The organism is Microbacterium sp. UCD-TDU (genome assembly GCF_000340625.1).
GTDB lineage: Bacteria > Actinomycetota > Actinomycetes > Actinomycetales > Microbacteriaceae > Microbacterium > Microbacterium maritypicum.
In genome coordinates this window covers 113,243-136,431 of record NZ_KB454448.1, presented here as the reverse complement: position 1 = coordinate 136,431, position 23,189 = coordinate 113,243, and the positions used below count along the sequence as shown (strand labels likewise).

Below are 23,189 nucleotides of genomic sequence, written 5' to 3'. Positions count from 1 at the left end.
TATGCACCGGTAATCTCCGATTCTGCGACGCCGCGCGGCCGAACACCCCACCCTCAAGCGCTGCGATCCCTGTGTCCCCCGAATGGCCGATACCGCGTGCGTCGGATGTCCGACATGATGACTATCACCATGACGGCACCGAATCCACCGGCGGACGACCTGTCCGACTTCGCCGAGCTGATGACGCACGAGCAGGAGTTCCTCGCCCCTCGTGATCTCATCGATCCGGTGGTCCGCCGAAGGCGCAGGCGCCGGGGTCTCATCATCACGGCGATCTGCGTCGTCCTGTTGCTGGCCGCCACCGGCGGCTACGTCGGGTGGGCTCTCACCGCTCCCGTGGGTGCGCCCACCGTCACCACACAGACACCGCAGGCCCCGACCGTCGGTGCGGCGTCGGTCGCCACGCCCCCGGTCGGCGCCTCGGCGATCAGCGTCTCCGGCGCGGACGCCTACCTGGGCGAGTCGGCGAGTGGGATCTGGACGTCGAGCGGCACCGGCGAGCCGCTCCCCATCGCGAGCATCACGAAGCTCATCACCGCACTGGTCATCCTCGAGGCCTCCCCTCTCGCCTCCGCCGAAGACCCCGGGCCCACGATCACGTTCGACAAATCCGATCACGACCTCTACGACAGGTACTACGTGATGGGGGCGACCATCGCCCCCATGCCCACCGGCACCTCGATGTCGCTGCGCGATGCCCTGGCCGCCATGCTGATCCCCTCGGCGAGCAACTACGCCGAGGCGCTGTCATCCCGCATCTTCGGATCGCAGAGCGCGTTCCTCGGCGCGACGCGCGACTGGCTCGCCGCCCATGGGCTGACGGGCACGACGATCACCGAGCCCACGGGGATCAGCCCCCGCAACACGAGCACGCCCGCCGACCTCCTGACGATCGGGAAGCTCGCCGCCGCGAATCCGGTGATCGCTCAGATCGTCGCGACCCCATCGATCTCACTCCCCGGCGCCGGCCCGCTCAACAACACCAACGGACTTCTCGGAACCAGCGGCATCACGGGGTTGAAGACCGGCAGCCTCGGCGAGGGCACCTACAGCCTGCTGTACACCGCGACCCTCGTCGTGGGCACCACCGACCCTCTGGCGGTGACCGGTGTCGTGCTCGGAGGATCCTCGCGCGAGTCGGTGAACGCCAGCGTGATCGCCACTCTGGACAGCGTCCGCGCCGGTTTCCACCAGGTGCCGGTCGCGACCTCGGGACAGGAGATCGGCACGATCTCGACGCCATGGGGCGACACCGCCCAGCTGGTCATCGGAGAGGCGGCATCGGTCTTCACCTGGTCGGACACGCCGATCACCGTGACGACGGACATCGAGACTCCGCCGACCTATCGGAATGGCTCGGTCGTGGGCAGCGTCACCTGGACCGCGGGCCCGAACACCGTCACCGCCCGGGTCCAGATCAAAGGCAGCATCGACTCGCCGTCCGAGTGGTGGCGACTCACCCACCCGTCCGAGCTCGCTTCGATGACGGATGCCGCGGGCTGAGGCGACACGGGCGATCCGATCGACCGTCGTCCGAGCACGCCCGCGTTCTGTCCTATCCTGACCGCGTAGGTCTTCGGAAGGAACACCATGGCGGATGCTGTCGTTCTCGTATCGGGCGGTGCCGCCGTGACACCGTTCACGGATCCCGACCGCGCCAGCGGGTCCGGCCTCGCCGCCGGCAACACGCTCACCGCCCTTCGGGCACATCTTCTCGAGCGTGGCGCTGCGGTCTTCACCGCACCCGCCCGCATCGGAGACGGCGAGGTCCGAGAAGACGCCGGGTGGCAGGGTTTCGCTGATGTGCCCGTCGTGCTGCCAGCGGAGATGACCGTCAACGCGGTCGGCGGGATCGACGAGGGCGGCGCCCGCTTGGCCGCATTCCTGCGGTGGCTCGGGGAGGAACACGGCCTCACCGACGTCGACCTCGTCGCGCACTCGATGGGCGGTCTGTTCTCCCGCGCGGCGATCCGCCACCTGCAGGGATCCGGACCGTCGGTGCATCGACTCGTCACCCTCGGGACCCCGTGGGAAGGTTCGCTGCTCGGCGATGTGCTCACCGGCGAGATCTCCGCGAACGACGCCGCCGGCGACGAGGGGACCGCCCAGATCCTGGAGCGATCGCGCAGCTACGCCGCCGAGAACTCGCAGGGCGCTGCCGACCAGGTCTCGCGCCGGTTCCTGCGGGAGTGGAATGCGGCCCAGATCGGAGTGCTGGACACGATCACCGTCACCGCGATCGGCGCCGGGCACTTCCACGCGGCATCCGCACCACTCCAGCTGTGGCCGCACGACGGGCTCGTGTCGCAGCGGAGCGCTCGGGCGGACGACGTGCCGAGCGAGGTCCTCCCCCGCGCTGTCCGTCACAGCTTCCACGACGACGTGCACAGCATCTTCTTCGCCGACGCCTTCGGCCTGCCATGGGAGCGGGCGCTCACCTGGGACCCCGAGGTGTTCGCGGTCGTCGACGATGCGCTCCAGGCCTGAATCAGGGGCATACGCTGAACCCATGCAGCCCCTCGTCGCCCCGGTCGCCGCGCTGGAACCCGAAGAACTCGTCCGCACGGCCCGGCACGCGGTGCTCTCCGGCATCGGTGAAGAAGGTCAGCGCCGCCTCAACGCCGCGCATGTCACCATCATCGGCGCGGGTGGGCTCGGCTCCCCCGTCCTGCTCGCCCTGGCCGCCGCGGGCATCGGCACCATCACGGTGATCGACGACGACATCGTGGAGCTCACCAACCTGCAGCGCCAGCTGGCGCACCGGGTGGAGGACATCGGAGCCTTGAAGACCGCATCCGCCGAGCGTGCCATCACCGCCCTCGCCCCGCACACCGTGGTGACCCAGGTGCCCGAACACCTCGACGCCGACAATGCCGAACGCCTGCTCACCGGCGCCGATGTGGTGGTCGACACGAGCGATTCGTTCTCGACCCGCCGCGATGTGGCCGCGGCGGCCGAAGCGCTCGGACTCCCGCTCGTGTGGGGTGCCGTGCAGGAGTGGCATGCGCAGGCCACGGTCTTCTGGTCGGCCCCGCCGGAGGGGGAGCCGGTGGTGCTCGCCGATCTCTTCCCTCTGGGCACCGAGGGCGAGCCGCCCAGCTGTGCTCAGGTCGGTGTTCTCGGGGCCCTGTGCGTGCAGGTCGGCGGGCTGCTGGCGGGCGAGGTGCTCAAGCTCCTGAGCGGTGCCGGCGAACCGCTGCTCGGTCGGCTCGCGGTGATCGATGCGCTCACCTCCCGCCAGCACGAGATACCGATCCGTCCGGCGTCCACGGCGACGAGGGCGGTGCGCGCATGACCGGCCGCCGCACGGTCGAGGAGCAGCTCGCCCGTGTGCTCGATGCCGTCCGCCTGATCGAGAGCGAGACGCGTCCGGTGGCTGATGCCGCAGGACGCACCCTCGCCGCTCCCGCAGCCGCCGCCCACGACATCCCCCTGTTCGACAACTCCGCGATGGACGGCTTCGCCGTGCGCGGCGCCGATGTCGCCGAGGCCTCCGAGGAGCACCCGGTCACTCTGCGCGTGGTCGCCGACCTCCCCGCGGGCGTCGACCTCGACCCCCCGCTCGGCGTGGGCGAAGCCGCCCGCATCATGACCGGGTCCCCCACGCCCACCGATGCCGACGTGATCGTGCCGTTCGAGGACACGGCCGGTGGCCTCGCCGACTCGCTCGACGAGGTGAGGGTGTTGCGTGCTCCGGCGAAGCCTGGGGTGTTCGTGCGCCGACGCGGGGCCGACCTGCACGCAGGCGACGAGGTCGTGCATGCCGGCGAGCGCCTGGGGCCTTTCCAGCTGGCCGCCGCGGTCGCCGCCGGGGTCGCCGAGGTCTCGGTGACGCGAGCTCCGCGCGTGGCGGTGGTGTCGACCGGGAGCGAACTGCTCGCACCGGGGGAATCCCCCACCCGCGGCCGCATCCCCGACTCCAACGGCCCGCTCCTCGAACACCTGGTCTCCGAGGCCGATGCCGAGGTGGTGCTGGTCGCGCGCGTTCGGGACGAGGCGGACGCCGTCAGGGCGGTGACTGCCGAAGCCCTCGCCCTCGGCGCCGATGTGATCGTGTTCACCGGCGGGGTGAGCGCGGGGGCCTACGAGCCCGTGCGCGGGGCCTTCGACGGCGGCGGACAGGTCGAGTTCAGCGCGGTCGCCATGCAGCCAGGCAAGCCGCAGGCCTTCGGCGTGCTCGATGACGGGTGCCTGGTGTTCGGCCTGCCGGGGAACCCTGTGAGCGTGGCGGTGTCGTTCGAGGTGTTCGTGCGCCCCGCCCTGCTCGCGATGCAGGGGCGCGCCCTGATCCACCGCCCTCGTGCACCGTTCACCGCCGACGCATCGTGGACGCCGCCTCCGGGCCGTCGCCAGTATCTGCCGGCCGTGGTCGACTTCGCCGCGCGCACCGTGCGCCCTGCGACCGCCGGCGGATCGGGATCCCACCTCGCTGGCGGACTCGCCCGTGCGCACGCGTTCGCGATCGTGCCGGCCGAGGTCGAGACCGTCGCCGTGGGCGATGCGATCGATGTCATGCTGGTCGGATGAGCTTTCCCCACCTTGACGCCGGCGGCCGCGCGCACATGGTCGATGTGACCGCGAAGCAGCCGACCGTCCGCACCGCGACCGCCCGCGGTTTCGTGCGCTGCAGCACCGACGTGATCGCCGCCCTCCGCGACGGCACCGTGCCGAAGGGCGACGTGCTCGCCGTGGCGCGCATCGCCGGCATCCAGGCGGCCAAGTCCACGCCTTCGCTGCTGCCGCTCGCGCATGTGATCGGGGTGCACCGCGCGAGCGTCGAGCTCGACATCGTCGACGACGGCGTTCGCATCGAGGCGACGGTGGGCACCGCCGATCGCACCGGGGTGGAGATGGAGGCTCTCACCGCCGTCTCGGTCACCGCTCTGGCGGTCGTCGACATGATCAAGGGCGTCGACCGCGCGGTCGTTATCGAAGACGTGCGCATCGTGGCGAAGTCGGGAGGGCGCTCGGGCGACTGGGTGCGCCCCGGAGAAGCCGCCCCCGGAGATGCCCGATGACGCGGGTGCGCTACTTCGCCGCCGCCGCAGAGGCCGCGGGGACGGGCGAGGAGGAACGCGGCGAACGTTCCCTCCTGGCCCTGCGGACCGCCGTCGTGGCTGAGCATCCGTCACTCGCCGACATCCTGCCGCGCTGCGCGGTGCTCGTCGACGGGGTGCGCACCGACGGCGACATCGCCCTCGACGACGCCGAACTCATCGACGTGCTCCCGCCCTTCGCGGGCGGCTGACCGCGCGAGAGCGGCGATGATGCGCGGGACTCAGCCGCCAATACCCTTCCACGACGACGTCCCGTCGACCTCGAGCTGACGCTTCCACACCGGCAGGTCTGCCTTGATCGCCTCGATGACGGCCCGGCACACCTCGAACGCCTCGGCGCGGTGCTCGGAGGCGACCGCGATCACGACGGCCGCATCGCCGACGTCGAGGCGTCCGATGCGATGGCTCACCGCCACCACGGCGGGGGCCTCCGCTCCGGCACCGGCCTCCTGTGCGATCCTTCGCAGTGCCGCCTCCGCATCGGGGTGAGCGCTGTACTCCAGTCCGACCACGGGCGTCTCGGCGTCCGGGTCGTTGTCGCGCACGCGACCGACGAAGGTCGTCACCGCTCCCAGCCGGGGATCCTCGACCGCGGCCAGGTGCGCATCCAGATCGAGTCGCGCTTCCGATACCGCTGCGATTCGCACGTCGTTCATGAGTGGTCTCCGCCCTCCACTTGATCCAGGATGTGCGCGGCGACGCCGAGCACCACGGGTACGCCGGAGGCGACGGCACGGGTCGACCCCGGCAGGTTCACCACGAGCATGCCCGCCGGGTCGACGATGCCGGCGAGCCCACGCGACAGCACGGACAGCGGGGTGTCGGCGAGGCCGCGACGACGCAGCTCCTCGGCGATGCCGGGAAGCTCGCGGGTGATCACACGCCGTGTCCCCTCGGGTGTCAGGTCACGCGGGCCGACGCCCGTCCCACCGGTGGTCACGACCAGGCGGATGCCACGGGCAGCGGCTCGGCGCAAGGCGTCCGCCACCGACCCCGCGCCGTCGGCGATGACCTCGGCGTCGGGGCAGTGCCACCCGGCCTCACGCAGCAGCCCCACGGCGATCGGACCACCACGATCCTCGCGCTCTCCGGAGAACGATCGATCCGAGACGGTGATCACGAGTGCGGGGAACAGGCCCATGGCTCCCACCATAGGCCCGAGCGGGTGACCGCGCACGCGTCTCAGTTGACCCGGATGAGCGAACGCTGCCAGCCCGACGACCCGTTCGGGGCGATGGGTGCGCGCTCCTGGATCTGCAGGTCGCCGTTCTTGTTCACCGCGCGCACCGCGACGTAGTGCGTGCCCGGTGTGGCATCCCACTCCATGAACCACTGCACCCAGGTGTCGTCGTTGATCGGCGCCGACAGCGTGGCCTGAACCCAGTCGCCGTCGTCGATGCTCACCTCCACACGCTCGATGCCGACCGACTGCGCCCAGGCGACTCCGGCGATCGGGATCCTCCCCGCCGCGACCGCCTCGCCGATCTTGGGGGTGTCGACGCGAGAGGCGAACTTGATCGGCGCCTCGGCGCTGTAGCCACGCGGCGTCCAGTACGCCTCGTCCTGGGCGAACGTCGTCACCTTGAGCTCCGTGAGCCACTTGGTCGCCGACACGTACCCGTAGAGTCCCGGAACCACCATCCGCACAGGGAAACCGTGTTCGAGCGGCAGCGGTTCGCCGTTCATCCCGACAGCGAGGATCGCATCGAGGTCGTCATCGGTGAGCGCCGAGAGCGGCGTGCTCGCGGTGTAGCCGTCGACGCTGCGCGAGAGCACCATGTCGGCGCCCGACTTCACCCCCGCCTTCTTGAGCACGTCGCGCAACGGCACCCCGAGCCACTTCGCGTTCCCGACGAGCTCGCCGCCGACCTCGTTCGACACGCACGTGAGTGTGATGGCGTACTCGTCGAGGCCCATGTCGAGGATGTCCTGGAAGCTCATCTCCACACGCTGGTCGACCATGCCGTCGATCACCAGACGCCAGGTGTCCGGATCGATCGAGGGAACCGTGAGGGCCGTGTCGACGCGATAGAAGTCCTTGTTCGGGGTGAACAGCTTGCTGAGTCCGGGGATGTCGAGCTCGGCGCCGTCCGGAACCGTGACCGTCGTGCGGGGGGAGGGCAGCTTGAGCGCGCTCCTGATCGCCTCCACCGACGACACGGCCATGCTCACCGTGCGAGCCGTGATGCCCACCACCAGCGCGGATGCTCCGGCGAGAGCGGCGAAGACGAAGAAGCGGCGCCTGTCGATCCCCGGCCGCGAAGGTTCCGCATCGGCGAGGTCGGCACCGGTCTCAGCGGCCTCCGCGGACACCGTGTCGTCTGTCTCGTCCCGCGTCGCTCCGACCACGGATGCCCTCCACCCGCGCAGACGACGGCACAGGAGAACGAGGACGAACGATCCGACGACGGTTCCGAGCACCGGGGGCAGGAAGGCGAGCGGGGTCACCGCGGCGCGGGTCACGATCGCCGCGGTCGAGAGCACGCCCGCGATCACCAGCGCGATCACGCCGAGCGGCGGACGCACCAGCTGCAGGATGCCGGCGATCGCCGAGGCGATGAACACCGCGAGACCGAGGCCGGCCAGCAGCGCGATCTTGTCGTACTCGCCGAAGGTCGCGATCGCGAACTCCTTGAAGGGCTGCGGCACGATGTCGATCACGAACCCGCCGACCGCGAGGATCGGACTGGCCGCTCGCGCGAACAGCAGCGCGAACAGCTCGGCCGTCGCGAGGAAGACGCCACCGCCGATCACGCCCGCGAGGGCGGCCCAGACGAGGAATCTCTTGCCACTGCGGCGCTGCACCATGATCGTCTCCTGTTCCACCGGGTTCGGTGTGATCCCCCGTTGTTCGGAGCCGAGACGCGATCGGATGTGAGGATCGACGCAAAGGCGCTCCGGCAGGTCAGAGACGCCGCACGGTGATGGCCTCGCGCCCCTGGAACTGCCGCAGCGTGCGCATGCAACGGGAGCACAGGATCTCGACCCGACGCGGGTGGCCCTCGCCGCACACGCAGTCGACCGTGACACGCCACTTCGCCTTGCGCCCGCACGGCTGGTAGCCGTCGTCGCCGCCGTGGTCGCACTCGCACCGCTGCCGTTCGCGGTCGACCCCCGCGAGTTCGTCGATCTTCGCGACTTCGTCGATGTCGGTGTCGGCCTCGACTTCCTGCGTTCTCCCCACCAGCCGATGCTCCCAGGACCGCGGCTGCGCGCGCAACATGCTCTCGCGCGGGCGCGCCCCGGTCAGACCCCGACCACCCGCGGATCGGTGGGAGCGTCCGGGATCGCCGTCGGCGCGGGAGGAGGAGCCGGGGCGAGCTGGCGCTGCGGCACCCCGTGCGCCTCCCGGTGCAGACGCTCCATGCGGCTGTCGAGTTCGGCGGCGGCATCCGCTGCATCCGAGAGGCTGTCGACGAGGTGCGAGGGCACCTGGTTCGAGAACTTGTAGTAGATCTTGTGCTCGAGGCTCGCCCAGAAGTCCATCGCTATCGTGCGGAACTGCACCTCCACCGGCACCGAGAGCGCACCGGTCGACAGGAACACGGGCACCTCGATGATCGCGTGCAGGCTCTTGTAGCCGTTGGCCTTGGGGTGGGCGATGTAGTCCTTGACCGTGCGCACGGTCACGTCGTCCTGCGCGGTGAGCAGGTCGAACAGTCGGTATACGTCGGCGACGAAGCTGCAGGTCACGCGCACACCGGCGATGTCGGTGATCTCTGCGCGAATGCGGTCGAAGTCGGGCTCGTCGATGCCCTTGCGGGCGATCTTCTCGACGATGCTGTCGGGCGACTTCAGCCGACTCTTCACGTGCTCGATGGGGTTGTACGCGTGGTCGTGCGTGAACTCGTCGCGCAGGATCGAGATCTTCGTCTCGACCTCGCGCATCCCGAACTCGTACTCGCGCAGGAACCGCTGCAGCTCATCGCGCAGCACGCGGGCCTGGTTGATCGTGTCCTCGGTGACGTGAACAGTCGTCATACCCTCGACGTTACGGCTTCGTGATCGGAAACCGCTGTGGATCCCTGATGTCCGCGCGGGCGTCGACGAGGTGCTGACCGGAGAGGACGCCGGGGAGCCCGCGCCCGAGGCGGGTGGCGAACAGCATCACGATCGCGATGAGGATCAGGAGCGACGAGGCGAGGTCGAAGAATCCCCCCAGCAGTGCGAGCGCGCTGAGCCCGCCGATGCCGCCCACCCACCGCAGGAGCCGGGCGAACGGTGCCGGCAGGGGTGAGCCCGTGTACCGCAGCTGCACGGCGATGTCGCCGATCGAGCGTCCGGTGATCAGGATCAGCACCAGGAAGAGGGCCGAGGGGACGATGGTTCCCGCGGCGGACGCGAGGCCGCCGTCGAGCACCGCTGCGCGATCGTCGGCTACGAACTGCAGCCACAGCTGCACGGTCACGCCGACGCCCACGCTCAGGAACCCGAAGGCGAGGGCATCGCACAGCATCGCGAGGGCCCGGCGACCGCGGGTGACGGGACGCGGGAGGTCAGCGTCGGGGCTCGCCTTCGCGCCGCGCAGCGCTCTCGGGACGAGGAGGGCCACCGCGCACCCGACGACGGCGCCGAGAGTGTTCGTCATGAGGTCGCCCACGTCGAAGAAGCGGTACGCGCACGGGTAGACGCCCCACACACCGGTCAGCTGCGTGGTCTCGACCAGCAACGACAGACCGAAGCCTGCGGCCAGCGCGGTCAGGATGCCGCGGCCGGCGAGCACGCGGACGAAGAAGCCGAGCGGCACGAACAGCACCACGTTGAACACCAGCTGCAGCAGGGCCGGGTGCCGCAGCGGGTTCCCCGGCGCCGCGAGGGCCTTCTGCACGTCGCGCACGACCGACATCGGATCGGTGATCGCCCCCACGCAGCGGATCGTGTCGGGGTCGGGCAGCGGAAGCAGGGTGTAGGTCCAGATGGCCCAGAAGTAGATGAGGGCCGCGAGCCAGAGCAGCGTGCGCCCGAAGCCGAGTCGCCCGCGCCGCCGGTAGCTGACCGCCACGAACGGCACGAAAAGAAGGATGCCGAAAGCCACCCCCACCGCGATCGCGATGAATCCGAGCAACACCTGATCTTCCACCGCGTGCCAGTGTAGCCCCGCCCGTAAGGATTGCGTGAGGACCGCACATCCCACCGTAGGGATTCCGTGAGGATCGCGTGAGGATGCCATCAGGAGGCGTAGTGTCGCCCGACGTGCCAGACGAAAACAGGGAGGCCGCGGACGCACCGCCGCGCGCCAAGCGCATCCTCATCGGAGAACCGCTGACGAGTCAGCAGGTCGACGACCAGCTGCTCCCGAAGCGCATGGCTCTGCCGATCTTCGCATCCGATGCCCTCAGCTCGGTGGCCTACGCCCCGCAGGAGCTGGTGATGATCCTGCTGATCGGCGGGCTCACCTTCCTGTCGTTCACGCCACTCGTCGCGATCGCGGTCGTCGTGCTGCTGATCGTGGTCGTGCTCAGCTACCGCCAGCTCATCAAGGCCTATCCGTCGGGTGGTGGCGACTACGAGGTCGCGTCGAAGAACCTCGGCGAGATCCCCGGCGTGATCGTGGCCGCGGCACTCCTGGTCGACTACGTGCTGACCGTGGCCGTGTCGGTCGCCTCCGGTGTCGACAACATCATCTCGGCCGTGCCGGGGCTCGACCCCTTCCGCATCGAGCTCGCCGTCGGCTTCGTGGTGCTCATCATCGTCGTGAACCTGCGCGGGGTGCGCGAGGCCTCCTTGGTCTTCGCGATCCCGACGTACGTGTTCATCGGCTCGGTCGGCGTCATGATCGTGACCGGCCTGATCCGCACCTTCCTGGGCGACGCCCCCGTGGCCTCGAGCGCCGAGTTCTCGGTGCAGGCCGAGAGCCTCGGCCAGGCGGCCGTGATCCTGCTGATCCTGCGCGCGTTCTCGAGCGGATGCTCCGCCCTCACCGGCGTCGAGGCCGTGTCGAACGGGGTCCCCGCGTTCCGCGCCCCGAAGGTGCGCAACGCCCAGTCGACCCTCGTGCTGATGGGCTCGATCGCCATCTGCCTCTTCGCAGGGCTCACCGCCCTCGCCCTCATCACCGGCGTGCACTACGCCGAGAACCCGTGCGACCTGGTCGGGTTCGACTGCACGAATCCGCAGCCCTCACTGATGGCCCAGATCGCCGCAGCGACCTTCGGCGGCGGCAGCATCGCGTTCTTCATCGTGCAGGCGGCGACCGCGTGCGTGCTCCTGCTCGCCGCGAACACCGCGTTCAACGGCTTCCCGCTGCTGGGGGCCGTGCTCGCCCGCGACGGCTACGCTCCGAAGTCGCTCAACACCCGCGGCGACCGCCTCGTGTTCTCGAACGGCATGATCCTGCTGGGCATCGCGGCGATCGCGGTGCTCGTGATCTTCCAGGCGAAGCTGACCACACTGATCCAGCTGTACATCATCGGTGTGTTCGTCTCGTTCTCGCTCGGACAGATCGGCATGGTGCGGCACTGGCGACGCGTGCTTCGCGGACCGGTCGAGGACACGAAGGACTCGGGAGTCGACGGAGCCACGGCATCCGATCGCCGCTCGGCGAAGGTCGGGCTCATCATCAACTCGGCCGGCGCTGTGATGACCGTGCTCGTGCTGGTCATCGTGACGATCACCAAGTTCACGCACGGCGCGTATCTGGTGTTCTTCGCGATCCCGATCCTCGCCTTCCTGATGTTGGGCGTGAAGCGGTACTACCGCGACGTCGAGCACGAGATCGCGATCGACGACACCACCCGGTTCGGTGCGACGGGCGACCTCGCCATCGTTCTCGTCAATCGACTGCAGAAGCCGGTCGTGAAGGCCATCGACTACGCGATCGCGGCCAAGCACGGCAAGACCCTGGCGGTGCACGTGGCCGTGGCCTCCGACGATGCGGCGCAGCTGCAGAAGGACTGGGCCGACCACCTCGTGCCGATCCCGCTCGTGATCGTCGAATCCCCGTACCGCTCGTTCGCGCAACCGGTCACGCAGTTCATCAAGCAGTACCGCGAGAAGCACGGCTCGTCCGTCGTCACCGTGTACCTGCCGCAGTACATCGTGGGTCACTGGTGGGAGTCGTTCCTGCACAACCGTCGCGCCCGGCGTCTCGCCAACCAGCTGATGCTCGTGCATGGGGTGTCGATCACCCTCGTGCCGTGGCTGCTCGACTCGTCGGAGCTCATCTACGGCCGCCGCTCACGCCCGTTGCCCGGGCAGGAGCGCGCCGGTCGTCCTGTGGTCGTGAACGGGCGACGCGCGCATCGTCCTGCCGGGCCCCCGCAGGACGGCGCCCCGGAGGCCTGAGTCCGCGTCGTCCCCCGCACCTTCCGGATCTCGCGTTCGAATCTCCGTGAACCCGATGGTCGGGATCGCGCAACACAGAGTGTGAGCATCCACGACGAATCGATCTTCCGCCCCGCCCTCGACCCGGCGTCCGTCTCGCTGCCGCCGACAGTCCAGGTCGATCTCACCTGGCTGTGGACCGACCTCGGAGCCAAGCCCGACCGGCATTGAGCGAGGCGGTCAGCGCAGAGCCTCGAGGTTGAGGGGGACTAGCGCCGCAGCGCTAGCCCGAGACCAGCATCAGCGCGAGCACGGCGGCGAGCACGGTCGGTACCGCGGCCACCACGCCCCACAGCATGAAGCGGCTCCATCGGATCGTCACGCCCAGCGCCACGACCCGGTGGTGCCAGAGCAGGGTCGCCAGCGAGGCCCAGGGCGTGATGAGCGGGCCGAGGTTCACTCCGATCAGCAACGCCATCAGGGCGACGGGATCACCCGCTGCGGGCTCGAGCACGAGATACGCCGGAAGATTGTTGATCGCGTTGGCACTCACGGCCCCGAGCGCGGCGAGGCGGAACAGGTCGCCGGCGGAATCGCCGTTCGCGGTCGGCGAGGTCAGGAAGTCGAGGAGCCCCTGCGCGTGCGCGGCCTCCACGAGCACGAATAGTGATGCGGCGAGCGCGAGCGCCTGCCACGGGACCAGCGAGAGCCGCAGGGCACGCCGCCTCCGTACCGCGAACAGGCCGATCAGCGCGAGGGCGGCGACCGTGGCCGGGATCCAGACGTCATGGGTGAGGGCGAGCAGTGGCATCAGCACGAGGAGGATGCCGGTGGCGCTCCAGAACAGCGTCGGATCGGCGGGTCTGCGCGGCACCGGCGTCTCGTACGTCCCGAAGACGGTACGACGATGCATGATCGTGAGGATCGCGACGGGAACGAGGATGCCGACCAGGGTGGGCGCCCAGCTGAGAGCGATGAACGCCCCCGGCCCGTCACCGATCGCGGGGGCGGCGAGCAGGTTGGTGAGGTTCGAGACCGGGAGGGCCAGCGATGCCGTGTTGGCGAGCCAGACGGTCGCCAACGCGAACGGGAGGGGTGAGACGCCGATGCTCTGCGCCAGGACGACCACGACCGGGGTGACGATCACCGCGGTCGTGTCGAGCGACAGGAACACCGTGCTCACCACGGCGAGCGCGACCACCAGCGCCCAGAGCGCCAGCACCCGCCCCCGGCCCCAGCGGGCGAGCCGCTGCGAGACCACGTCGAAGACGGCCGCGTCGCGGGCGAGCTCGGCGACGATCGCGATGGCGACGACGAACCCCAGCACGGGGGCTATCCGCGCGCCGAGAGCTCCGGCATCGGCGCGCGGCAGGAACCCGGTGACCACGCAGACGAGCGCGACGGCGACCAGTCCGGCGACGATCCACGTCCCGGCCCCGATCCTCATCCTTCTGATTCCCACCTCGTGAGCATAGGGCTCGATCGTGAGCAACCCGCATGCATCCGCTCGGAGGGCGTAGGGGAAGCGTGAGGATCGCTGTGACGGGAGCCATGCGGGAGTTGTATCGGATCCGTGCTCGACATCATCTACATCGCGCTGACTCTTGCGCTGTTCGCCCTCGTGTCCCTGGTGGCCAAGGGGGTGGAGCGGCTGTGATCGTCTTCGAGATCCTCGCCGCCGCCCTCGCGGTCGCCGCCGTCGTCTACCTCGTGGTCGCGCTCGTCGCGCCGGAGAGGTTCTGATGGACGCGTCGATCTGGTTCGGCATCCTGCAGCTCACGGCCGTGGTGGTCGTGCTCGTGCTCCTGTACCGCCCTCTCGGCGACTACATCGCCCATGTCTTCACCTCGGCGCGCGACCTGCGAGTCGAGCGCGGCGTGTACCGACTCATCGGCGTCGACTCCTCATCCGAGCAGACCTGGCGCGCCTACGCCCGCGGCGTGCTCGCGTTCTCTGTGGTCGGTGTCCTCCTCGTCTACGGCCTGCAGCGACTGCAGGCGTTCCTGCCGCAGTCCCTCGGACTCCCGGCCGTGCCGGAGGGTCTGTCGTTCAACACCGCCGCCTCGTTCGTGGCGAACACCAACTGGCAGTCCTACTCCCCCGAGCAGACCGTGGGCTACACCGTGCAGCTCGCGGGCCTCACGGTGCAGAACTTCGTCTCGGCAGCAGTCGGCCTCGCGATCGCGATCGCGCTGATCCGCGGTCTCGCCCGTCGCGGTTCGACAACCATCGGCAACTTCTGGGTCGACCTGATCCGCGGCCTCGGGCGCATCCTGCTGCCGATCGCCCTGATCGGGGCGGTGGCGCTGCTCGCCGGCGGCGTGATCCAGAACTTCGCCGGTTTCACCGACATCACCACCGTCTCCGGTGGCACCCAGACCATCCCCGGCGGTCCGGTCGCCTCGCAGGAGGCGATCAAGCTCCTCGGCACGAACGGAGGCGGCTTCTTCAACGCCAACTCCGCGCATCCCTTCGAGAACCCGACCGGCTTCACGAACCTGCTGCAGGTGCTCCTGATCCTCGTGATCCCGTTCTCCCTGCCCCGCACCTTCGGGCGCATGGTCGGCGACCACCGCCAGGGCTACGCGATCGCCGCCGTGATGGGCACGATCTTCCTGGTGTCGACCTTCACGCTCTCGGCGCTCGAACTCGCCGGCCGCGGCACCGCACCCGAACTCGCCGGAGCGGCGATGGAGGGCAAGGAGGTGCGCTTCGACATCCTGGGCTCGACGCTGTTCGGAAGCGCCAGCACCCTCACCTCGACGGGTGCCGTCAACTCGATGCACGATTCGTACACGGCGCTCGGCGGGATGATGCCGATGCTGAACATGATGCTCGGCGAGGTCGCCCCCGGCGGCGTCGGCTCGGGCCTGTACGGCATGCTCGTGCTCGCGATCATCGCGGTGTTCGTCGGCGGACTGCTCGTCGGCCGCACCCCGGAGTACCTCGGCAAGCGGATCGGTCCGCGGGAGATCAAGCTCGCGAGCCTGTACATCCTGGTGACCCCGACACTCGTGCTGGTCGGCACCGCGCTGAGCTTCGCCGTTCCCGGCATCCGCGAAGACGTGGAATCCACCAGCATCCTGAACCCGGGCGTGCACGGCATGAGCGAGGTGCTCTACGCGTTCACCTCGGCGTCGAACAACAACGGCTCCGCGTTCGCCGGACTCACCGCGAACACCCCGTGGTTCAACACCGCGCTCGGTATCGCGATGCTGCTCGGACGCTTCCTGCCGATCGTGCTCGTACTGGCCCTGGCCGGCTCGTTCGCCGCACAGGAGCGCATCCCCGCCACATCCGGCACCCTGCCCACGCACCGACCGCAGTTCGTCGGCCTGCTCCTCGCCGTGACCGTCATCGTCACCGCGCTCACCTACTTCCCCGTGCTCGCACTGGGACCCCTCGCTGAAGGACTCGTCTGACCATGACCCTCATCACCACTCCCTCCGAACAGCAGGATGCCCCGGCATCCACCCCCGCAGAACCGCCACGCTCCTTCGGCTGGTCGCAGCTCGTGCAGGCCCTTCCCGGAGCCCTGCGCAAGCTCAACCCGGCAGCCCTGTTCCGAAACCCCGTCATGCTCCTGGTCTGGGTCGGCGCCGCCTTCACCACGGTGCTCGCGATCGCCGAGCCGTTCCTGGGCGGCCCGGCCGACTCGGGCGGCACCCCGGTCCCGGCGCCCTTCACCTGGGGCATCGCGATCTGGCTGTGGCTCACCGTGCTGTTCGCCAACGTCGCCGAATCCGTCGCCGAGGGCCGCGGAAAGGCCCAGGCCGCGAGCCTGCGCAAGACCCGCACCAGCACGATGGCCCGTCGGGTGGTCGGCTACGACAAGGCCGCAGACGCCGCAGCCGAGCGCACCGCGACCGCCCAGGTCTCGTCCGCCGAGCTGCAGCGCGACGACATCGTGATCGTCACGGCGGGTGAGCTGATCCCCGGAGACGGCGACATCGTCGCGGGTATCGCCACGGTCGACGAATCGGCCATCACGGGCGAGAGCGCCCCGGTGATCCGCGAATCCGGCGGCGACCGCAGCGCCGTGACCGGCGGCACCCGCGTGCTGTCCGACCGCATCGTGGTGCGCATCACCTCGAAGCCGGGCGAGACCTTCGTCGACCGCATGATCGCGCTCGTCGAGGGTGCGAGTCGTCAGCGCACCCCCAACGAGATCGCCCTCAACATCCTGCTCGCGAGCCTGTCGATCATCTTCGTGGTCGTGGTGCTGGCCCTGAACCCGATCGCCTCGTACGCTGCATCCCCCGTCAGCATCCCGGTGCTCATCGCCCTGCTCGTCTGCCTGATCCCGACCACCATCGGGGCGCTGCTGTCGGCGATCGGCATCGCGGGCATGGACCGTCTGGTACAGCGAAACGTGCTCGCGATGTCAGGCCGGGCGGTCGAAGCGGCAGGAGATGTCACCACGCTGCTGCTCGATAAGACCGGAACCATCACCTACGGCAACCGTCGTGCGCACGAGGTGCTGCCCCTTCCCGGCATCGATGCGGACGAGCTCCTCCGCGTCGCGGCGCTGTCCTCCCTCGCGGACCCGACTCCCGAAGGCGCCTCGATCGTCGAGCTCGCCGCGGGACTGGGCATCCAGGTGACAGCACCGGATGACGCGGTGGTCGTCCCCTTCACGGCGCAGACGCGCATGTCGGGCCTCGACCTCAGCGACGGCACGCAGATCCGCAAGGGCGCCGGCTCCGCGGTGCGGGCCTGGCTCGGACTCGACGGCGACGACATCGAGCTCACGACGCGCACCGACTCGGTGGCCGAGAGCGGCGGCACCCCGCTCGTGGTCGCGGTGATGACGCCCGGTGCCCCCGGCCGCGTCCTCGGGGTGGTGCACCTCAAGGACATCGTCAAGGACGGCCTGCGCGAACGCTTCGAGGAGCTGCGCGCGATGGGCATCCGCACGGTCATGATCACGGGTGATAACCCGCTCACAGCGAAGGCGATCGCCGCCGAGGCCGGTGTCGACGACTTCCTCGCCGAGGCGACTCCCGAGGACAAGCTCGAGCTGATCCGCCACGAGCAGCAGGGCGGTCGGCTGGTCGCGATGACCGGCGACGGCACCAACGATGCCCCCGCTCTCGCACAGGCCGACGTCGGTGTCGCGATGAACACCGGTACGTCGGCGGCGAAGGAGGCCGGCAACATGGTCGACCTCGACTCCGATCCGACCAAGCTGATCGACATCGTGCGCATCGGCAAGCAGCTGCTCATCACCCGCGGAGCTCTCACCACCTTCTCGCTCGCGAACGACATCGCGAAGTACTTCGCGATCATCCCCGCGATGTTCATGGGGGTCTTCCCCGGACTGGCGGCGCTCAACATCATGCAGCTGCATTCGCCGGCTTCCGCGGTGACCAGCGCGATCATCTTCAACGCGATCGTGATCGTCTTCCTGATCCCGCTCGCCCTGCGCGGAGTGAAGTACCGGCCGGCGAGCGCCTCGCAGATCCTGCAGCGCAACCTGCTGATCTACGGCCTCGGCGGCGTGATCGCCCCGTTCATCGGCATCAAGCTCATCGACCTCGTGATCAGCCTCATCCCGGGCTTCTGACCCGGCTCTGAAAAGGAATCCAGACATGTCCTCCACACGCACCGCGGCCCGCACCACCGGTGTCGCCGTCCGCGCGATGCTCGTCCTCACCCTCGTGCTCGGCGTCGGCTACACGCTGCTGGTCACCGGCATCGGCCAGCTGCTGCTCCCCTGGCAGGCGAACGGCTCCCCCCTCCCCGATGAGCGGGGCAGCTCGCTGATCGGCCAGTCCTTCACGGATGCCGACGGCGAAGCGCTCCCGCAGTACTTCCAGTCGCGTCCGTCCGCCGCGGGCGACGGCTACGACGGCGCCGGCTCCAGCGGCAGCAACCTCGGCCCGGAGAACGCCGACCTGGTGGCCTCGATCGAGGAGCGCAAGGCCGCGATCGCGGAGCGCGAGGGCGTCGACCCGTCGCAGGTGCCGGCCGATGCGGTCACCGCCTCGGCCTCGGGCCTGGACCCGCACATCAGCGTGGAGTACGCGCTGCTCCAGGTGCCGCGCGTGGCCGAGGCCCGCGGACTGTCCGCGCAGGAGGTGCGCGACATCGTGGAGTCTAGGATTCAAGGGCGGGATCTGGGATTCCTCGGCGCAGAACGCATCAACGTCGCCGAGCTCAATCTCGCGCTCGATGAACGGGAGGGCGAATGACCGCAGCGCCGCTTCGTCGATCTCACGGCCACTCACGCCGGGGGCGGCTCCGAGTACTCCTCGGAGCCGCCCCCGGCGTGGGCAAGACCTACGAGATGCTCGCGGAGGGGCGTCGCATGCTCGACGAGGGTCACGACGTCGTGATCGCGATCGTGGAGACGCACGAGCGCGCCGCCACGCAGGCGCAGACCGCCGGGCTCCCCGTCGTGCCGCGGCGGGTCGATCTGCACCGGGGCATCGCCCTGACCGAGCTCGATGTCGACGCCGTACTGGAGCGGGCGCCGGAGATCGCCCTCGTGGACGAGCTGGCCCACACCAACGCCCCCGGATCGCGCAACGCGAAGCGCTGGCAGGACGTCGACGAGCTGCTGGACGCGGGCATCGACGTGGTGACCACCGTCAACGTGCAGCACATCGAGTCTCTGAACGCCGTGGTCGAGAAGATCACCGGCATCGCGCAGCAGGAGACCATCCCGGACGCCGTGGTCCGCGCCGCCGACGAGATCGAGGTCGTCGACCTCGCCCCGCAGACCCTGCGCGATCGACTCTCCGCCGGGTTCGTCTACCCGGCCGAGCGGATCGACGCCGCCCTGTCGAACTACTTCCGCCTCGGCAACCTCACCGCGCTGCGCGAGCTCGCCCTGCTCTGGCTCGCCGATGAGGTCGACAGTGCCCTGCGCAGCTACCGCGCCGAGCAGGGCATCGAGGGCACCTGGCAGGCCAGAGAGCGCGTGGTCGTCGCCCTGACCGGCGGCCCCGAGGGCGAGACGCTGCTGCGCCGCGGCGCCAGGATCGCCGCGCGCTCCGCCGGCGGCGAGCTGCTCGCCGTGCACATCTCGGCACAGGACGGCCTGCGCGACGAGACTCCCGGCGCCCTCGCCGCACAGCGCACGCTCGTGGAGTCGCTCGGCGGCACCTACCACCAGGTCGTCGGCGACGACATCCCGGCCACGCTGGTCGAGTTCGCGCAGGGCGCCGATGCCACGCAGCTCGTGATCGGCGTCAGCAGGCGCAGTCGGCTGACCGCCGCACTGACCGGCCCCGGGATCGGCTCGGAGGTCATCCGCCGCTCCGGCGATATCGACGTGCACATCGTCACCCACGCGGCGGCGGGTGGGCGGATGGTGCTCCCGCGCATCACCGGCGGAGCCCTGGGCTGGCGGCGGCAGCTGCTCGGCTTCGGCGTCGCCCTCCTCTTCGGGCCGATCCTCTCGTGGATCATGTTCACGTTCCGCAGCCCCGAGTCGATCACCGCCGAGGTTCTCGCGTATCAGCTGCTCGTCGTGGTCGTGGCCCTGATCGGCGGCATCCGCCCCGCGGTGTTCGCGGCGGTGCTCTCGGGCGTCACGCTCGACTTCCTCTTCGTCGCTCCGCTCTTCACGATCACGATCGCCCATCCGCTGCACGCGCTCGCCCTCTCGCTCTACGTCGTCATCGCGATCCTGGTCAGCATCATCGTCGACCAGGCCGCGCGTCGCGCCCGCACCGCCCAGCGCGCCGCGGCCGAAGCCGAGCTGCTCGCCGCGGTCGCCGGCAACGTGCTCCGCGGTGACAACGCCGTGCTGGCGCTGGTCAGCCGCACCAGGGAGGCGTTCGGCCTCAGCGGCGTGCGCCTGCTCGCACCCGACGGCGAGGTGCTCGCCAGCGACGGCGAACCCCTGGCCGACGGGCGTGCCACGACCATCCCGGTCGGCGTCGTCCCCGGCGGCGGACCCCGTGCGGTGCTGGAGCTGAACGGTGAGCCTCTCGCCGGACCCGAGCGTCGTCTGCTGGACGCGATCGTCGCCCAGCTGTCGGCCGCGATCGAGCACACCGACCTTCGTGCGACCGCGAGCGAGGCCGAGGCGCTGGCCGAGACCGATCAGGTGCGCAGCGCCCTGCTGTCGGCCGTCAGCCACGACCTCCGGCGCCCGCTCGCCTCGGCGGTCGCGGCCATCGGCGGCCTTCGCGGCTCCCACGGCCTGTCGGCATCCGATCGGGAAGAGCTGCTCGCCACCGCCGACGAGAGTCTGGCGACGCTGTCGACGCTGGTCACCGATCTGCTCGACGTGAGCCGCGTGCAGGCGGGTGTGCTCGCCGTGTCCTCGTCTCGGATGGATGCCGCCGGCTGCGTGCTCGCGGCCGTGGACGAACTGGGCCTCGGTCCGTCGGACGTCGAGCTCGCCCTCGACCCCGACCTGCCCCCGCTGCACGCCGACCCGGTGCTGCTCCTGCGCGTGCTGGTCAACGTGATCGCCAATGCGCACCGGCACTCCCCGGATGACACCCGGGTCATCGTGTCCACGAGTGCCCTCGGTGATCGCGCCGAGATCCGCATCATCGACCGCGGAGAAGGCGTCTCACCTGAGCGGCGCGACCGCATCTTCCAGCCGTTCCAGCGATTCGGCGACACCGACAACACGACAGGGCTCGGGCTCGGGCTCGCCCTGTCGCGCGGGTTCACCGAGGGGATGGGCGGTACCCTGACACCCGAGGACACTCCTGGTGGAGGCCTCACCATGGTCATTTCCCTGCCGCTGGCTGCAGGACACCGCGACACGGAGGGCACGGAGTGAAGCTCCTCATCGCCGACGACGACCCGCAGATGGTTCGGGCCCTGAGGATCACCCTCGCCGCGCACGGATACGAGGTGGTGGTGGCCCCCGACGGCGCCGCCGCGATCGCCGCCGCCGCGCAGACCCACCCCGACCTCATCATGCTCGACCTGGGTATGCCCCGACTCGACGGCATCGAGGTGATCCAGGCGCTGCGCGGGTGGACCAACGTGCCGATCATCGTGGTGTCCGGCCGCACGGGCTCGGCCGACAAGGTGGAGGCGCTCGACGCCGGAGCCGACGACTTCGTGACCAAGCCGTTCCAGGTCGACGAGCTGCTCGCACGTCTGCGCGCGCTCTCCCGTCGTTCGATCCCGGCCAGTGGCGAATCGACCGTGGCATTCGGCGACGTGGTGGTCGACCTCGCGACCAAGACCGTGACCCGCGGCGGCGCGCGCGTGCACCTGACACCGACCGAGTGGCGGATGCTCGAGCACCTGTCCCGGCATCCGGGGGCTCTGGTCACCCGCCAGGATCTGCTGAAGGAGATCTGGGGCAGCGAGCAGGTCTCCGACTCGGGCTATCTGCGCCTGTACATGTCGCAGCTGCGCAAGAAGCTCGAGCAGGCGCCCGGCGCTCCCGTGCACCTGCTCACCGAAGCCGGGATGGGCTACCGACTGGTGCTCTGAGCCGCGGAATTCCTCCGACGGATCGCGGCGACGACGGCGACGAGCACCAGCACGACGGCCACGACGATCGCAGCGACGGCGGTCGGGGTGCTCGCAGGCTCCCCCGTGAGCCTGCCGACAGCGAGCCAGGACAGACCCCACGCCGTCGCGAGCGCCGGCGCGATGCGTCCGGTGACCCACGCCGCGGCTGCACCGATCACCAGGACCACGGCCAGCACGGCGATCGCCCAGGCATCCGCCGCCTGCGCCCAGCTCTCGGGAGCGATCTGCGTGAGCCAGGCCGCCGTGTTCGCGACGGTCGCGATCGTGACCCAGCCGAAGTGCAGACCGTTCGCGCCGTCGGTGAGGATGCGATCGGCGAGGTTGCGTGCCGGGAAGCGTCCGAGCACCACGATCACCCGGGCGAGCACGGCCAGCAGCAGCGCGATCACGATGACCGTGAGCCACAGCGTGAGGTACTGCGCCGTCACCAGCCACAGGCCGTTCAGCACCATCGATGCGGCGATCCATCCACCCACGGCCTGCTGGCGAGGATCCTGTCGCTGCGCCGGGAACGCCTGCCACACCGTGTAGGCGATCAAGCCGAGGTAGATGAGAGACCAGATCGAGAAGGCCGGTCCCGCCGGGGCGAGATACGACCCCTGCGCCGAGAGCGCGCCGTCCTGCAGGTCGTCGACGGATGTTCCCCCGAACGCTCCCGCCCCGATGGTGGCCGCGATCAGCATGAACGTCGCCGCGGAGATGATCAGCGTCTGGCGACCGATGCCCTTCGTGCGTGATTCCATGCGTCGAACGATACGGGCGCAGCGGGCGGAGCACATCGGGGTTGACACCCGACCTCGATTTAGCTAACCAGGTGAGGCAAATGCGCGTCGTGGATCAGGAGCGAGCGAACGCCGCGTCGATCAGGACCTCGGCGGCACCCCGAGCCTGCACGGCGACGGCCGGGTCGGCAGAGATCGCGGCCGTGCTCTGCGCACCCTCGGCGAGGATCGACAGCTGCGCGGCGAGCGCCGCGGGAGCGCCGGTCTCGGCGACCAGGTCTGCCATGTACCGCTGGAACGACGCTTTGTGCGCGCGCACGATCTCGGCGACCTCTGGGTTCGTGCCGCCGAGCTCGCCGAACGCGTTGATGAAGGCACAGCCGCGGAAGTCGTCGGCGCAGAACCAGTTCTCGAGGTATCCGTAGACGGCGAGCAGCCGCGCACGAGGATCACCACCGGCCTCCGTCACCGCCTCCGCCAACCCCGACTCCCACTGGGCGTGCTTGCGCGCGAGGACCGCCGCGACGATGTCGGTCTTCGCGGGGAACAGCGAGTAGAGGCGGCGCAACGAGACCCCGGCGACCTGACGCAGCTCATCCATGCCCACGGCCGCGTACCCCTTGCGGTAGTAGAGCTGTTCTGCGGCGGTGAGGATGCGCTCACGGGCCTCGTCTTCGGTCATGACCAG

The 23,189-nt window shown here is 69.8% G+C and carries 23 protein-coding genes; 14 read left to right on the top strand and 9 right to left on the bottom strand.

Annotated features, from left to right (window positions below; translation table 11 throughout):
* Positions 1 to 114 precede the first annotated feature (114 nt).
* From D514_RS36010 to D514_RS35985, 6 genes are all read left to right on the top strand, one after another.
* Positions 115 to 1,503: a D-alanyl-D-alanine carboxypeptidase family protein gene (locus tag D514_RS36010; RefSeq protein WP_236610997.1), complete on the top strand. Its 1,389-nt coding sequence runs from the start codon at positions 115 to 117 to the stop codon at positions 1,501 to 1,503.
* Between the two features lie 87 nt (positions 1,504 to 1,590).
* Positions 1,591 to 2,487: a triacylglycerol lipase gene (locus D514_RS36005; protein ID WP_017831264.1), complete on the top strand. Its 897-nt coding sequence runs from the start codon at positions 1,591 to 1,593 to the stop codon at positions 2,485 to 2,487.
* A 22-nt stretch (positions 2,488 to 2,509) separates the two neighbouring features.
* Positions 2,510 to 3,295, top strand: coding sequence for a HesA/MoeB/ThiF family protein (locus tag D514_RS36000; RefSeq protein ID WP_017831263.1), 786 nt, complete (start codon positions 2,510 to 2,512; stop codon positions 3,293 to 3,295).
* Positions 3,292 to 4,527 (top strand): gephyrin-like molybdotransferase Glp, encoded by a 1,236-nt coding sequence (gene glp / locus D514_RS35995; protein ID WP_017831262.1) that lies wholly within the window; start codon positions 3,292 to 3,294, stop codon positions 4,525 to 4,527. The genes D514_RS36000 and glp overlap by 4 nt, the downstream gene beginning before the upstream one ends.
* Positions 4,524 to 5,018, top strand: coding sequence for a cyclic pyranopterin monophosphate synthase MoaC (gene moaC / locus D514_RS35990; protein WP_031206403.1), 495 nt, complete (start codon positions 4,524 to 4,526; stop codon positions 5,016 to 5,018). The genes glp and moaC overlap by 4 nt, the downstream gene beginning before the upstream one ends.
* Positions 5,015 to 5,248, top strand: coding sequence for a MoaD/ThiS family protein (locus tag D514_RS35985; RefSeq protein ID WP_017831260.1), 234 nt, complete (start codon positions 5,015 to 5,017; stop codon positions 5,246 to 5,248). Before moaC ends, D514_RS35985 begins: the two co-directional genes overlap by 4 nt.
* Positions 5,249 to 5,278: 30 nt before the next feature.
* Here the strand turns inward: D514_RS35985 and D514_RS35980 are convergent, their stop codons facing one another.
* The 6 genes from D514_RS35980 to D514_RS35955 form a co-directional block, all read right to left on the bottom strand.
* A complete protein-coding gene (locus tag D514_RS35980; RefSeq protein WP_017831259.1) occupies positions 5,279 to 5,713 on the bottom strand; it encodes a molybdenum cofactor biosynthesis protein MoaE in 435 nt (144 codons plus the stop codon).
* Positions 5,710 to 6,198 (bottom strand): molybdenum cofactor biosynthesis protein B, encoded by a 489-nt coding sequence (locus D514_RS35975; RefSeq protein ID WP_017831258.1) that lies wholly within the window; start codon positions 6,196 to 6,198, stop codon positions 5,710 to 5,712. Before D514_RS35975 ends, D514_RS35980 begins: the two co-directional genes overlap by 4 nt.
* 41 nt (positions 6,199 to 6,239) lie before the next feature.
* Complete coding sequence (locus tag D514_RS35970; RefSeq protein WP_031206401.1) at positions 6,240 to 7,865, bottom strand: molybdopterin-dependent oxidoreductase; 1,626 nt, start codon at positions 7,863 to 7,865, stop codon at positions 6,240 to 6,242.
* 97 nt (positions 7,866 to 7,962) lie between these two features.
* Positions 7,963 to 8,241, bottom strand: coding sequence for a hypothetical protein (locus tag D514_RS35965; protein ID WP_144053095.1), 279 nt, complete (start codon positions 8,239 to 8,241; stop codon positions 7,963 to 7,965).
* 62 nt (positions 8,242 to 8,303) lie between these two features.
* Positions 8,304 to 9,038, bottom strand: a complete 735-nt coding sequence (locus D514_RS35960; RefSeq protein WP_017831255.1) for a GTP pyrophosphokinase family protein — start codon at positions 9,036 to 9,038, stop codon at positions 8,304 to 8,306.
* A gap of 10 nt (positions 9,039 to 9,048) precedes the next feature.
* Positions 9,049 to 10,137: a VanZ family protein gene (locus D514_RS35955; RefSeq protein WP_031206400.1), complete on the bottom strand. Its 1,089-nt coding sequence runs from the start codon at positions 10,135 to 10,137 to the stop codon at positions 9,049 to 9,051.
* Between the two features lie 83 nt (positions 10,138 to 10,220).
* Between D514_RS35955 and D514_RS35950 the strand changes: the two genes are divergently transcribed.
* Together D514_RS35950 and D514_RS39435 are read left to right on the top strand one after the other, a co-directional pair.
* Positions 10,221 to 12,341 (top strand): APC family permease, encoded by a 2,121-nt coding sequence (locus D514_RS35950; RefSeq protein WP_144053094.1) that lies wholly within the window; start codon positions 10,221 to 10,223, stop codon positions 12,339 to 12,341.
* Between the two features lie 81 nt (positions 12,342 to 12,422).
* Positions 12,423 to 12,551: a hypothetical protein gene (locus D514_RS39435; protein WP_017831252.1), complete on the top strand. Its 129-nt coding sequence runs from the start codon at positions 12,423 to 12,425 to the stop codon at positions 12,549 to 12,551.
* A gap of 52 nt (positions 12,552 to 12,603) precedes the next feature.
* Here the strand turns inward: D514_RS39435 and D514_RS35945 are convergent, their stop codons facing one another.
* A complete protein-coding gene (locus D514_RS35945) occupies positions 12,604 to 13,767 on the bottom strand; it encodes an SLC13 family permease (protein ID WP_017831251.1) in 1,164 nt (387 codons plus the stop codon).
* Between the two features lie 206 nt (positions 13,768 to 13,973).
* Between D514_RS35945 and D514_RS35940 the strand changes: the two genes are divergently transcribed.
* From D514_RS35940 to D514_RS35915, 6 genes are read left to right on the top strand one after another with little or no spacing between them, the layout of a single operon-like run.
* Positions 13,974 to 14,063, top strand: coding sequence for a potassium-transporting ATPase subunit F (locus tag D514_RS35940; RefSeq protein WP_017201862.1), 90 nt, complete (start codon positions 13,974 to 13,976; stop codon positions 14,061 to 14,063).
* The gene (gene kdpA, locus D514_RS35935; RefSeq protein ID WP_017831250.1) at positions 14,063 to 15,742 is read left to right on the top strand and encodes a potassium-transporting ATPase subunit KdpA; all 1,680 of its coding nucleotides are present in this window, start codon (positions 14,063 to 14,065) and stop codon (positions 15,740 to 15,742) included. The genes D514_RS35940 and kdpA overlap by 1 nt, the downstream gene beginning before the upstream one ends.
* Before the next feature lie 2 nt (positions 15,743 to 15,744).
* Positions 15,745 to 17,886, top strand: coding sequence for a potassium-transporting ATPase subunit KdpB (kdpB, locus tag D514_RS35930; protein ID WP_017831249.1), 2,142 nt, complete (start codon positions 15,745 to 15,747; stop codon positions 17,884 to 17,886).
* 25 nt (positions 17,887 to 17,911) lie between these two features.
* On the top strand, positions 17,912 to 18,514 hold the full coding sequence (gene kdpC / locus D514_RS35925; RefSeq protein ID WP_017831248.1) for a potassium-transporting ATPase subunit KdpC: 603 nt from the start codon (positions 17,912 to 17,914) through the stop codon (positions 18,512 to 18,514).
* Positions 18,511 to 21,069 (top strand): ATP-binding protein, encoded by a 2,559-nt coding sequence (locus tag D514_RS35920; RefSeq protein WP_036323848.1) that lies wholly within the window; start codon positions 18,511 to 18,513, stop codon positions 21,067 to 21,069. Before kdpC ends, D514_RS35920 begins: the two co-directional genes overlap by 4 nt.
* On the top strand, positions 21,066 to 21,737 hold the full coding sequence (locus tag D514_RS35915) for a response regulator (protein WP_017831246.1): 672 nt from the start codon (positions 21,066 to 21,068) through the stop codon (positions 21,735 to 21,737). The genes D514_RS35920 and D514_RS35915 overlap by 4 nt, the downstream gene beginning before the upstream one ends.
* On the opposite strand, the gene D514_RS35910 is transcribed toward D514_RS35915, so the two are convergent.
* Entirely contained in the window at positions 21,719 to 22,522 is an 804-nt protein-coding gene (locus D514_RS35910) for a tryptophan-rich sensory protein (RefSeq protein ID WP_017831245.1), read from the bottom strand. The two genes, D514_RS35915 and D514_RS35910, sit on opposite strands and share 19 nt — an antisense overlap.
* 94 nt (positions 22,523 to 22,616) lie before the next feature.
* Complete coding sequence (locus D514_RS35905) at positions 22,617 to 23,183, bottom strand: TetR/AcrR family transcriptional regulator (RefSeq protein WP_017831244.1); 567 nt, start codon at positions 23,181 to 23,183, stop codon at positions 22,617 to 22,619.
* Positions 23,184 to 23,189: the final 6 nt, after the last annotated feature.